Below are 13,381 nucleotides of genomic sequence, written 5' to 3'. Positions count from 1 at the left end.
CGGCACTGTTGCAGGCGGAAATTCAGGTTATACTTACAGTATTAATGGAGGTGATTTTTCAACAGCGACTACTTTCAGTAACCTTTCCGCAGGAGATCACGTGATCACTGTAAAAGACAGCAAGGGCTGTGAAGCTTCGGAAACGGTTAATGTTTCTCAACCCGATGTCCTGACTCTCACCAACTCTACCAGCACTCCTGTTTCCTGTAATGGAGGAAACGACGGAAAAGTAACTGTCGGCACGGTTGCAGGTGGAAATTCAGGTTATACCTACAGCATCAACGGTGGTAGTTTTTCAACAGCCACTACTTTCAATAATCTTTCTGCAGGAGATCATGTGATCACTGTAAAAGATAGCAAGGGTTGTGAAGCTTCGGAAACGGTTACTATCTCCCAGCCAGATGTCCTGACTCTCACCAACTCTACCAGCACGCCCGTTTCCTGTAATGGAGGAAGTGACGGAAAAGTAACTGTCGGCACTGTTGCAGGCGGAAATTCAGGTTATACCTATAGCATCAACGGAGGAATTTTTTCAACAGCAACTACTTTCAACAACCTTTCTGCTGGAGATCACCTCATTACTGTAAAAGACAGCAAGGGCTGTGAAGCTTCGGAAACGGTTACTATCTCTCAGCCAGATGTCCTGACTCTCACCAACTCTACCAGCACACCCGTTTCCTGTAATGGAGGAAACGACGGTTCAGCTAGTGTCGGCACTGCTTCAGGCGGGAATTCAGGTTATACCTATAGCATTAACGGAGGTGGTTTCTCAACAGCCACTACTTTCAACAACCTTTCCGCAGGAGATCATGTGATCACTGTAAAAGACAGCAAAGGTTGTGAAACTTCGGAAACGGTTAATGTGACTCAGCCGGAAGTATTGACGATGACCACCGAACCTGCAACTACACCAGTCACCTGCCATGGAGGAAGTGATGGCATGATCACCGCCGGAACTGTTACAGGCGGAACATCTCCTTACGAATTCTCTGTAGATAATGAGAATTTCTACTCCACAAAACTTTTTGAAAACCTCCCAGCCGGAAATCACACGATCTTCGTAAAGGATGCTAATGGTTGTGCAGTACAGGTACCGGTGACATTATCACAGGCGGACCTTATGAACGCACAAATCACCAAAACAGATGTTAGTTGTGCAAATGGAAATAGTGGCGCCATTAATATTTCAAACGCTTCAGGAGGGCATGGCTCTTATGAATACAGCATTGATGGAACAAGCTGGCAATCGGCTGCCAGCTTTAGTCAACTTATTGCCGGAACTTATTCCGTGGCTATAAGAGATGCAGCATACCCTAACTGTGTTGTAGTACTCAATTCAGCATTAAAAATTAATCAGCCGGCTCAACCCCTATCTGTAGTAAAGACAAACATTCAGCGAACCACCACCTATGGCACAGCTACTGGTTCAGCAACTGTAGATTTTACCGGAGGCACGCCGGGTTACACCTATGAATGGCGCAAAAAAGGAGAAACTGCAATTCTTCAAACTACAAAAACGGCAAATTATCTGGTTGCAGGAGAATACGAAGTAACGGTAACCGACAACAAGGGTTGCAAGCTTACTACTACTGTCCACATATATGATGCTATCCATGCCCCAATAATTCCCACCTCTGTATGTGGCAGTGATACCGATATTATTAGAACCTCATATTTTGAAGTAGAAGATCTTTCTGCGAAGGGCGGAGTGGGACCTTATACCTATTCCTGGAATTTTGGAGCAAATGCCACTCCCGCTACGGCTACCGGCCCGGGATCTCATAAAGTGATTTATTCTGCCACAGGAAATAAAGATGTAAAACTGACGGTTACTGATGCTACCGGAGTATCAAGAACCATTTCTATAGTACATTATGCAGGGGAATGTTTTGTTGACGACTGCGGATCAAATGACTTTGAAATCAGTCCGTTTTACATTGGGGATGCTAATGGGAACAAAATTACCAGTGAAACCTGTGATGACGATATTTCTAAATTCATCTACTTTGATCTCCCTGCAGGCCCAACCAGGTATTCCCTTTATATGGAATACATCTTTTCTATAGAACATCCCAATGGGGAAGTAACCCGCCTGAACAGGGGCAGGTGTCTGTACGATAAACAGGCAATACCTCAAAAAGTTAAAACCATTGAGGTTGACTGGAATTGCGGAGACATACTCGTTGTAGAAAATGTATACCTTACTTTTTCCAACAATAGCAAATGGACGTGCGGACAGGGCCCCAACCCCAAATGTTATTCCACCAATAGTCCCGAGACGGTACAGGCTCCGTTATTTGTCACCGTTACTGCAAATGAATTACTGTGCTACGGTTCTAAAAACGGCACTGTAACCGCAAAAGCTTCCGGAGGAAAAGCTCCTTATTATTTCAGCATTACCGGTTCAAATGGAACCTATCAAAGCTCTAATGTGTTCAATAGTCTCGAAGCAGGCACTTATACAGTTTGGGTGAAAGACAGTGAAGGCAAAAAATTTGAATCGGAGGCTGTAGAGATCATCCAGCCGCTTGCTCCAATCTCCATTGACCTCACTTCTGTTAATCCTGCCTGCTATGGTGAAAAAGGGAAAGCTACAGCTTCACCGCAGGGAGGCACTCCCTTCATTGATGAAAACGGCAATAGTTACTACGAATATCTCTGGAATGATCCAACAGAACAAACCACAGCTACTGCGATAAATCTACTTGCAGGGAACTACACCGTGACTGTGATTGATGCCAACGGCTGCCAGGCTATCGTACCGGTCACTATTACCCAGCCTGAACAGCTGACTGTTGCTGAAACTGGTCCCGATCAAACGTTTGGATGCGGATTTTACGATACTGTTCTGGAGGCAAATGCCCCTGCGACCGGCGTGGGAACCTGGACGGTAATTGATGCCCCAAATTCAAGCTGGACACTTGCCGAACCAAATAGCCCAACCTCAGCTTTTAGCGCCCCGGCAGGTATTTACACGTTAAGATGGACAATTGCCCATGCCGATGGCACCTGCGGAACAAGTAGTGACATGACGGTTAATTTTAAAGGCGATTGCAGTACTCTAGATTTTGACGGAGTAGATGATTACGTCTATATTGGAGACAGAAATAACTTTTCTTCAGATTTTTCTATGGAAGTCTGGATTAGACCGAAGTCTGTTCAGGGATTAAAAACAATTATTTCAAAACGTAACACAGCTGCATTAACTTCCAGTGGATATGACCTGGTAATCAATAATGGTGCACCCACGTTTAGATGGAATGGAAATTCGGTTTCTACTTCACACAAATTAAGCACAACCCGCTGGTACCATCTTGCAGTGGTTTTTAAAGGCAGTAGTGTTGAATTATATGTAGACGGCATCAAAGTAGGAAACTCTACCGGCTCCAAACCAACAGCCAATTCGTTCCCATTTCTTATTGGTGCTATGTATAATGCAGGGAACCCCGAAGTGCCGCAAAACTATTTTAAAGGCTGGATGGAAGAACTCAGAGTGTGGAACACCGCCCTCTCTGTAGAGCAAATAAGGTTTATGATGAACCAGCGCATTGAGCCCAATGGTAGCCTTGTAAAAGGAATAATTCTCCCCATGAATGTTCCTGAAAATTTATCCTGGTCATCCCTCGCAAGTTATTACAGGCTTATTGCTGAAGATGCTAAAGTGGCCCAGGGAATAGCAGTAGACAGGGCAAATAATGGTGTAGACGGGCATCTGCGGAATATTGAAAGCCTTCAGCAAAATACTGCTCCCCTTCCTTATATTTCCGAAGCTGATGGCGCATGGAAAACCCGGACGGCATGGGATGTTCATATAGGAGATGACGGAGAGAATTTCTGGACCTGGCCCAATGATAAGGGGATCAATGGAGAAAACATCAATTGGAATATTGCCTATGTCACCCACAAGCAAAATTCCGGAAGCCAAAATATTACGCTGCTTGGATTTTTACTAAATGGAGGAAAGTTGGATATGCTGGGTGAAAACCCTGTACGCACCTCCAGCGGAATTCAGCCTGGAACCGGAAACGGCCTCACCATAACCAAATACCTCGATCTTGGTGGTTTTATAGACCTGAATGGAGAATCACAGCTCGTCCAGACCCAGGGTAGTATTTTAGTTGGCAATGGCAGCATACAAAAAGACCAGCAGGGAACCGCCAGCAGTTACAATTACAATTACTGGACATCACCGGTGAGTATTAGCGGTCAAAACAGCGGTTACAAAATCGCTTCAGTACTAAAAGATGGTACAGATCCTGCCAATCCAAAAATTATTGACTTTAACTATCAGTTTCATTGGGCAGACAAGGCTATGGCCAGCCCTATTAAAATAAGTTCTTACTGGCTGCATAAATTCTTTGGAGATTCAAACGAATACAGCCAGTGGGAGAAGATCAATGAAAGTACAACGCTCTTAAAATCTGGAGAAGGATATTCCATGAAAGGATCTTCGGGGTACAGTGAAATTCTCGATCTTCAGAATTACGTGTTCACCGGAAGGCCAAATAACGACACCATTTCGTTAAATATCACTACCGGAAAAAATTACCTTATTGGGAATCCTTACCCATCGGCTATTGATGCCAATGAGTTTATTCTCGATAATTTGGAGGATAGAAGAAACGGCACGAATGTTTTTAACGGCTCCCTTTATTTCTGGTCGCATTTTTCAGGCAACACGCACTACCTGCCCCTCTACATTGGCGGCTATGCGGTGTATAATCTTTCTGGCGGAATTAGAGCCATAGCAAATGACGAGCGTATTAATGCTACAGGAGATGAAGGTGGTGAGAGGCCGCAACAGTACATTCCGGTTGCCCAGGCCTTTTTTGTAAGTACCGCCCTCGATAAATCTATCACTTCTCAATATGGTGTTAGCATTGATGGAGGAGAAATTTTGTTCAGGAATAGTCAGCGTTTCTTTGTTTCTGAAATTGACCCCACAAAATCGGTGTTTCATTCCCAGGAGAAAAAAGGCTTAAATGAGCCTAAATCTTCTACTGCGGAAGGCAGAAAAAGGATCTGGATCAAATTCCGTTCCCCTGAAGGTTACCACCGTCAGCTTCTGGTTACAGCTGATGAAAATACGACTTCAGGATTTGACCTTGGCTATGACGCTCCCCTTATAGAAAACAACAGGGAAGATATGTACTGGTTGTTCAATGAATTAGAGGCCATTATTCAGGGGGTGCCCGATTTTGGAGAAAGCAGGGTGTTGCCATTTGGCATCAAGACTTCCAAAGGAGGCCAAATTACCATTGCAATTGATGAGCTTGAGAACATAAGCGAAAATGCTCCAATTTTTGTAAAAGACAATGATACCGACACCTATCATAATTTACAGGAATCAGATTTTACTGCTGAAGTCGCAGCGGGAAACATCCATGACCGATACGCCATAGTCTTTAAAGGCAATCAACCTTCCGAAGAAGATCCGGGAGACCCTGATGAAGGAGGTGATGACGACGGCAGCAATGGAGGTGACGACAGCATCATCATTGAGAAACCTCAACAACCTCAACCTTCCTCAACGGGATTAGAGGTCCTTTATTTGGGAGAATCAAAGCAGCTCGTCATTAAAAATTACGATTTATTACCTGTCAAAAATGTCATTTTATACAACACTGTGGGGCAGGCAATCTATTCGTACAGCAAAAACGAAATTGAACAGGGAAGCATAATAAAATTACCGGTAGAGGTTCCGGTTAAAGGAATGTACGTCGTGCGGGTGTACCTGGAAGATTCGAGTGTGGCTCTCAAGTTCCTTGTAGATTAAATAAATTTGCCGAAATGAAAAAAGAGGTCTCAAAAATGGCATTTTTGACCAGCCCCCAATAAGTGTTCAACTTTTGGGGGCTAGATTATTTTTTGAGGTTCCTTATTTTTTATACTTCAGGGGTAGATGCACCACCTTTTTGGTCTCAAAAAAATCTTCTTCAAAGAAATCTGGCAGCTCATAGATCACGGCTTTGGGATAATCGGCCAGTTCTTCAGAAAGGTCTCCGCCTTTTAGGTAGAGAATTCCATTTTTAAGTTCGTGTTTGCTCTGTTTCGCAATCTTACCGGTGGTCCAGTGTACAAAAGTAGGCATGGCAGCAACCGCCCTGCTTACAATAAAGTCGTAATGCCCCGGCACTTCTTCTACCCTGGCGTTGGTAGTGTGAACATTTTTTAGGCCCAGGCCTTCAACCACTTCATTGACCACTTTGATCTTTTTACCAATACTGTCTACAAGGTGAAAATTGGTTTCGGGATGCAGAATGGCAAGGGGAATACCGGGGAAACCGCCTCCTGTGCCCACATCAAGGATTGATGCGCTGGGAAGAAATTCCTGAACTTTGGCAATTCCCAGAGAATGCAGCACGTGCCGAAGGTAAAGTTCATCAATGTCTTTACGGGAGACTACATTTATCTTAAGATTCCAATCCTGGTACAGTTCCTGCAGTTTAGAAAACTTATTCTTCTGATCTTTTGAGAAATTGGGAAAATATTTTTCGAGAAGCTCCAAACTTTTTTATTTTTCAGCAAAAGTAATAATTTAAAGCATTAATTGTGAAGTGCTATACTCGTAGAGAATTATAATCTTTTACCTTTGTCATTTACATACAAAATTTTTAATGAATACACCTACAGTACGTTTTTCCCGGACAGATTCAGCAAAGTTCTTCCGAACCCTTAATAGCAGGGTGAATGCCTATTTCAAAGAAAACAACCTTTCAAAAAGTGGAAACTGGAAGCTTCACCTCAAAGCCGTGGTCATGTTTTCCCTTTTCTTAACTCCATACTTTCTCATTCTTACCCTTGACATTTCTCAATGGTGGATGTTATTACTTACTATAGTGATGGGAATAGGTATGGCCGGTGTGGGTATGAATATTATGCACGATGGTAATCACGGCTCCTACTCTTCCAAAAAATGGGTAAATAATCTAATGGGTGGTACGATCTACGTTTTGGCAGGAAACGTTTACAACTGGCAGGTACAGCACAATGTTCTGCATCACACTTATACAAATATTCACGGCCACGATGAAGATCTGGATGCCGGCAGGATCATACGTTTCAGCAAACACGCCAAATGGCACAGCTTTCATAGGTTTCAGCAGTATTATTCCATATTTTTATATGGGCTACTTACCTTTAACTGGGCACTCACCACCGATTTTAAGCAAACCAAGAGGTATCTTGCCCGTAAACTTTCTTACGGAAAAATGCCAAATCCGGTAAAGCAATGGAGCATCATAGCCATCACTAAACTTATATACGTGGCTATCTGGATTGTCATCCCAATGCTTATCCTGTCTATCGCCTGGTGGAAGATCCTTATTGGGTTTTTCATAATGCATTACACTGCAGGCCTTATTTTGAGTGTGGTATTTCAACTGGCTCACGTTGTAGAAAAAACCGACATGCCTTTACCCGATGATACCGGTTCTATGAAAAACACATGGGCCATTCATCAATTATTTACCACGGTAAATTTCTCTACCAAAAATAAGTTAGTCAACTGGTTTACCGGCGGATTGAATCACCAGGTAGAGCATCACATTTTTCCGAATATTAGTCATATTCATTACAACAAACTATCAAAAATAGTGAAGGAAACAGCTAAAGAATGCCAGCTGCCTTACAATGAGTATAAGACCACCCGGGCAGCCATTACCGCACATTTTCGCCATTTGCGCGAAATGGGAATGAAGCCTTCAGTATCATCTTAACTATTAATCTACCATAACTATCAACCCTTTTTAACATGTACCAACTATCTGATCGCATTAACAACATGTCTACCTCTCAAACCCTGGCAATGGCTGCCAAGACCAGAGAGCTTAAGGCAGAAGGAAAAGACGTTATAGGCCTTAGCCTGGGAGAACCCGATTTTAATACTCCCGACTTTATTAAAGATGCCGCCATACAGGCCATCAATGAAAATTACAACGCCTACACGCCGGTAGACGGTTACGTGGAGCTAAAAGATGCTATTATCAACAAGTTCAAGAGAGATAATGGCCTCACTTATGATCGTTCCCAAATTGTTGTTTCAACAGGAGCAAAGCAATCCCTGGCCAACGTTGCGATGGTAATGCTCAACCCTGGGGACGAAGTGATCCTTCCCTGCCCTTACTGGGTGAGCTATGCCGAAATTGTGAAGCTGGCCGAAGGAGTTCCCGTAGAAGTACCTACTTCAGTTGAATCAGATTTTAAGATGACACCTCAGCAACTTGAAGCTGCCATTACGCCCAAAACTAAAATGTTGTGGTACAGTTCTCCTTCAAATCCAAGTGGGATGGTTTACAGCAAAGAAGAACTTCGTGCTTTGGCCGATGTGCTGGTAAAACATCCGCAAATCATTGTGGTGAGCGATGAAATTTATGAGCACATTAATTTTGTGGGAGGGCACGCCTCTATGGCAGAGTTCGAAGATATGTATGACCGTGTAGTCACTGTAAACGGAGTTTCAAAAGCTTTTGCCATGACCGGATGGAGAATTGGCTACATAGGAGCCCCAGCCGAGATTGCGAGAGCCTGTAACAAAATGCAGGGCCAAATCACCAGTGGTGCCAACTGTATCGCACAACGTGCGGTGATCACTGCATTAGAAGCTCCTGTAAGCAAGATCCAGTACATGATCGACAGGTTTAAAAGCCGCAGAAAGTTGATCATTGATTTAATGTCGGGCATTGAAGGTTTTGCCATTACAGAGCCAGAGGGTGCTTTTTATGTTTTCCCAGATATTTCCTATTTCTTCGGAAAGACCATCAATGGCTACGAAATTAAAGATGCAACCGATTTTTCTATGTTCATTTTGGAAAGAGCTTTGGTAGCTACAGTAACCGGAGATGCTTTTGGAAGCCCAAACTGCATCAGGTTCTCTTATGCCGCAAGTGAAGCCGAAATAGAAGAAGCCATGAATCGCATTAAAAATGCTATTTCTGAAAAATAATTTCTTCTGAAATTTATAAAAAAATCCCTGCTGAAGAAGTAGGGATTTTTTGTTTATGCCTGAAGCATTTTGAACACAAGACCTCCCAAAAATGCCATTTTTGAAGAACATTCTATTCCTGAAGTTTGAAAAAGGGCATTCTCGTCACGGATTGTAAATCCGCGACATCTAAATACTGATACTTCTATTTCCCGCAGATAGAAAAGAAGAAATTTCAAAATGGAATTTTCTAATTCTCATTTCTAAAATCCCAATACTTAACCGCTCCTCTTTGTGGAATGCCTTCCGGGAAAATACTTTCCAAAAATGTCATTTTTGAAGAACATTTTCAGTCATGGGAATTCGAATTGGATCATTCTCGTCACGGATTATAAATCCGCGACATCTAAATACTGATACTTCTATTTCCCGTTGATTTCCGCAGATAAAAAAGAACAGATTTGAATAATGAAAATCACTAACTTCTTAATTTTAGAATCCCAATACTAAATCACGCCGCTTTGTGGAATGCCTTCCGGGAAAACACTTTCCAAAAATGCCATTTTTGAAGAACATTTTCAGTCATAGAAATTCGAATTGAATTCTTCTCGTCACGGATTATAAATCCGCGACATCAATAAAGATAGTTTACTGCACGAAGGTTTCCGAAGTATAAGAGAAGAAAAAATATCCAGCAAAAATCACTCACTACTCAATTCTAAATACTAATTACTGCATACTGATTAATCCTATCGGTTTCTCCAGAAGAATGGTGTTAAAAGTATGAGGACGGTAAATAGTTCAAGTCTTCCTATAAGCATAAGAAAAGAACACCACCATTTTCCCTGAGGGGGCAAAGAATCAAAATTGTTTACCGGCCCAAGGTCTCCAAATGCCGGACCTATATTGCCCAGGGCAGAAGCTGCTCCCCCAATTGCAGTCTCAAAATCGAGGCCCATGGAAGCAAGCACTAAAGCCCCAATTATGAAAGAAAGCATGTAAAGGATAAAAAAGCCCAGAATATTAAAGACAATCTTTTTACTAATACTCTTACCGTTATAATGTACCGGGAGTACAGCGTTTGGGTGCAGCGTTCTTTTAAATTCAATGAGGCCGTTTCTAATCATGATCACATGACGCATCACTTTAACCCCCCCAGCTGTAGAACCTGCGGAGCCGCCAAGGAAGAATAATCCGAAGAAAAAGACCGTCAAAAAGGTAGTCCATAAAGTATAATCTGCCGTGACAAAACCTGTAGTGGTAACAATAGCAAGAACCTGAAACAGGGAATGTCTCAAGGCACTTTCAAATTCTCCCAAAATCATAGGATGGTTTATGGAAGAAAGCGAAGGATCGGCTTTAAAAAAAACGATTAAAGCAGCAATCAGCGTAAAACCAGTAATAAAATAGGAATACCATTTAAACTCTTCATCGCGAAATACCTTTCTAAAATTCCCTTTGAACCCAAAGTAACTTATTACGAAGTTTGTTCCTGCCAGAAACATGAAGAGAGAGATAATGTACTGCACCAGCGGATTATCATTCCAGTAGGCGACACTTGCGTTTTTGGTAGAAAATCCACCTGTAGAAAGTGTACTTAGGGAGTGATTAACGGCATCAAAAAGGCCCATACCGGCAACGTATAATAATACGGTTTCAGCAAAAGTTAGTCCTACGTAAATAAACCAAAGTCTTTTGGCGGTGTCGGTAATTCTTGGTTTCAGTTTATCGGCATTGGGGCCCGGAGCCTCTGCGGCAAATAGCTGCATACCGCCAATTCCCAACAGGGGAAGTATTGCAATGGCCAGGACTATAATTCCCATTCCCCCTATCCAGTGGGTAAGGCTTCTCCAGAAAAGCAGCCCTTTGGGAACAGATTCTATATCATTTAAAATTGAAGCCCCTGTGGTGGTGTAGCCAGACATGGTTTCAAAAAAGGCATTTGTGAACGAAGGTATTCCACCGCTTAACACATATGGCAGGGTACCACTTAGTGCCATAAAAACCCAACCAAAGGTAACGATGAGATAGCCATCCCTTTTTTTGACCTCTTTCACATGCCCCCTGGTAAAAACCATTGCCAAAGCCCCAATTCCCATAGTAATTAGTGCTGCCTGCAGGATTCCCCAGGTTACTCCATCCTGATAGTAAAAACTAACTCCGGCAGCAGTAAGCATGAACCCCCCGTTGCAGACCATGAGCACCCCCATGATATGACTAATTATAGGCTTATTAAGTCTCGGCATTAGAGGAACAATTTTTCTACTTTGTGAATGGCATGTGGCAAACAACAAATTACAATCCGGTCACCGGGAAGAATTCTAAAATTACCCAAAGCAATCACTCCTATTCCATCTCTTATAACTCCACCAATAATTGCTGATCGCGGAAAGTCAAGATCTATAATTTTTTTATTGGAAACCTTTGAAGTAGGTTTAACTATGAACTCCAGCAGCTCAGCATCCATATTACTAAGACGTGTCATTGCAACCACCTCTCCTTTTCTTATGTACCTGAATATATTACTGGCGGCCAGTAGTTTTTTATTGATAAGCGTATCTATCCCTATGGAGTGACTTAACTGAAAATAGTCCATATTCTCAACAAGTGCAATGGTTCGCTTTACATTCTTGGATTTAGCAACAAGGCAGGTCATAATATTGGTTTCAGAATTTCCTGTTACCGCAATAAAGGCGTCCATATCCTGAATGCTTTCTTCCTCAAGCAACTCCACATTACGACCATCTCCATGAATGATAAGGGCTTTTGGCAGTTCATCGGCAAGATCAAATGCTGTATCCTTATCGCTCTCTATGAGCTTCACATTCATTTTCTTTTTACACAAATCCATCGAGGCTTTACGGCCTATCTTGCTTCCTCCCAGAATCATGACATTTTTCATGTTCTGGCGTTTCTTTCCCGTAAGCTTATAAAGATCACTTACTCCCCCACGTGTGGTTACAAAGTAAACCTGATCGCCCTCTTTAAAAGTAGTAGTTCCCCTGGGAATAGTTGTCTCTACAGTATCCTTCCGCCGAAGTGCAATTGGCATAAAATGAATCCCCGGAAAAATCTTGGCAGTCTCTTTAACCGATTTCCCTAAAAAAGCAGCCGATTCAGAAAGTGTTAGTCCCACCATAGTAAGGGCTCCATCTTCAAACTCGTAACTATCATTAAACGCAGATTGATTCAGAAGAAGTTCAATTTCACGGGCGGCTAATGCTTCAGGAGAAATGAGTTCATCAATTCCAAACTGGGTAAAACCTATCTCGTCCTTTCCGTCCAAAAATTCGGTATTGGCAATTCTGGCAATGGTACGTTTTGCACCTAATTGCTTTGCCAGAACACAAACAGTAATATTTGTTGTTTCACTACTGGTAACACCTATTAACAGATCTACGTCTTTTACCTGCGCATCTTTGAGCACCGAAATGGAAGTAGCATCTCCTCTTAGAGTCCGAATATCCAGATGGGCATCGGCATAGATAAGATTCTCACGACTCACATCAATAAGAGTGATATCCTGCGATTCATATGACAATAGCTTGGCTAAATGGAATCCTACCTCACCGGCACCGGCAATGATTATTTTCATAAGGAACAAGTAAGTTCAAGAGGCACAAAGTTAATGTATTTCAATCGAGCAAAACAAAATACCACATAAGTATTTGGTTTACAGGCTCAGCATTTGATAGATAAACATGTATCTTTGGCGAAAATTTTTTGGCATGAGCAAGAAGGTTACCCCATACAAAGATTCCAGTTTAAACAAGAAGAAACAGGTAGAGCAAATGTTTGATACCATTTCTACCAACTATGATGGTTTAAACAGAGTTATCTCTTTTGGAATTGATGTAAAATGGCGTAAAAAAGTTATTAATATAATTTCTGAAACCAATCCTGAATCTGTTCTTGACATCGCAACCGGAACAGGAGACCTCGCCATTAGTCTGGCAAAAACAGGTGCAAAAGAAATTGTGGGTCTTGATCTTTCTGAAGGAATGTTGTCTGTAGGAAGAAAAAAGATCGAAGAAGAACAACTTACAGAGCGAATCAAGATGATTCAGGGAGACTCTGAAGCTTTACCTTTTGACGATAACAGTTTTGATGCTATTTCAGTTGCTTTTGGGGTTCGTAATTTCGAAAATTTAGAAAAGGGCTTATCAGAAATTCTGCGGGTTCTAAAACCGGGCGGAATTTTTGTCATTTTAGAGACCTCTGTACCTACTAAATTTCCGTTTAAACAAGGTTACCAATTCTACTCTAAGAATCTTCTTCCCCTAATTGGTAAATTGTTTTCAAAAGACAAAGTTGCCTATAGTTACCTTAGCGAAAGTGCCGCCGCTTTCCCTTACGGCGAAAACCTGAACAATATTTTGCATGAAATTGGGTTTATAGAGGTACAACACAAGCCTCAAACAATGGGAGTGGCGACTATTTATTCGGCATCAAAATAAG

At 42.1% G+C, this 13,381-nt stretch carries 8 protein-coding genes; 4 read left to right on the top strand and 4 right to left on the bottom strand.

Going from position 1 to position 13,381, the window contains the following annotated elements:
* Positions 1 to 100 precede the first annotated feature (100 nt).
* A complete protein-coding gene (locus tag OQ279_RS14470) occupies positions 101 to 5,776 on the top strand; it encodes a DUF8693 domain-containing protein (protein ID WP_266070712.1) in 5,676 nt (1,891 codons plus the stop codon).
* Positions 5,777 to 5,878: 102 nt separating this feature from the next.
* Here OQ279_RS14470 and rsmG read toward each other — a convergent pair whose 3' ends face one another.
* Positions 5,879 to 6,508, bottom strand: coding sequence for a 16S rRNA (guanine(527)-N(7))-methyltransferase RsmG (gene rsmG, locus OQ279_RS14465; RefSeq protein WP_266070711.1), 630 nt, complete (start codon positions 6,506 to 6,508; stop codon positions 5,879 to 5,881).
* A gap of 109 nt (positions 6,509 to 6,617) precedes the next feature.
* Between rsmG and OQ279_RS14460 the strand changes: the two genes are divergently transcribed.
* Complete coding sequence (locus tag OQ279_RS14460; RefSeq protein ID WP_266070710.1) at positions 6,618 to 7,718, top strand: fatty acid desaturase family protein; 1,101 nt, start codon at positions 6,618 to 6,620, stop codon at positions 7,716 to 7,718.
* Positions 7,719 to 7,753: 35 nt separating this feature from the next.
* Positions 7,754 to 8,944, top strand: coding sequence for a pyridoxal phosphate-dependent aminotransferase (locus tag OQ279_RS14455; protein ID WP_266070709.1), 1,191 nt, complete (start codon positions 7,754 to 7,756; stop codon positions 8,942 to 8,944).
* 53 nt (positions 8,945 to 8,997) lie between these two features.
* Here OQ279_RS14455 and OQ279_RS14450 read toward each other — a convergent pair whose 3' ends face one another.
* From OQ279_RS14450 to trkA, 3 genes are all read right to left on the bottom strand, one after another.
* Positions 8,998 to 9,162, bottom strand: a complete 165-nt coding sequence (locus tag OQ279_RS14450) for a hypothetical protein (RefSeq protein ID WP_266070708.1) — start codon at positions 9,160 to 9,162, stop codon at positions 8,998 to 9,000.
* A 510-nt stretch (positions 9,163 to 9,672) separates the two neighbouring features.
* Positions 9,673 to 11,169: a TrkH family potassium uptake protein gene (locus OQ279_RS14445; RefSeq protein ID WP_266070707.1), complete on the bottom strand. Its 1,497-nt coding sequence runs from the start codon at positions 11,167 to 11,169 to the stop codon at positions 9,673 to 9,675.
* Positions 11,169 to 12,518, bottom strand: a complete 1,350-nt coding sequence (gene trkA / locus OQ279_RS14440) for a Trk system potassium transporter TrkA (protein ID WP_266070706.1) — start codon at positions 12,516 to 12,518, stop codon at positions 11,169 to 11,171. The genes OQ279_RS14445 and trkA overlap by 1 nt, the downstream gene beginning before the upstream one ends.
* 133 nt (positions 12,519 to 12,651) lie before the next feature.
* Between trkA and ubiE the strand changes: the two genes are divergently transcribed.
* Positions 12,652 to 13,380 (top strand): bifunctional demethylmenaquinone methyltransferase/2-methoxy-6-polyprenyl-1,4-benzoquinol methylase UbiE, encoded by a 729-nt coding sequence (ubiE, locus tag OQ279_RS14435; protein ID WP_266070705.1) that lies wholly within the window; start codon positions 12,652 to 12,654, stop codon positions 13,378 to 13,380.
* Position 13,381 lies beyond the last annotated feature (1 nt).

It is taken from the genome of Salinimicrobium profundisediminis, from assembly GCF_026241755.1.
Classification (GTDB): domain Bacteria; phylum Bacteroidota; class Bacteroidia; order Flavobacteriales; family Flavobacteriaceae; genus Salinimicrobium; species Salinimicrobium profundisediminis.
Note: the sequence above shows the minus strand (reverse complement) of the source record. Positions and strands in the feature narration are given on the sequence as shown.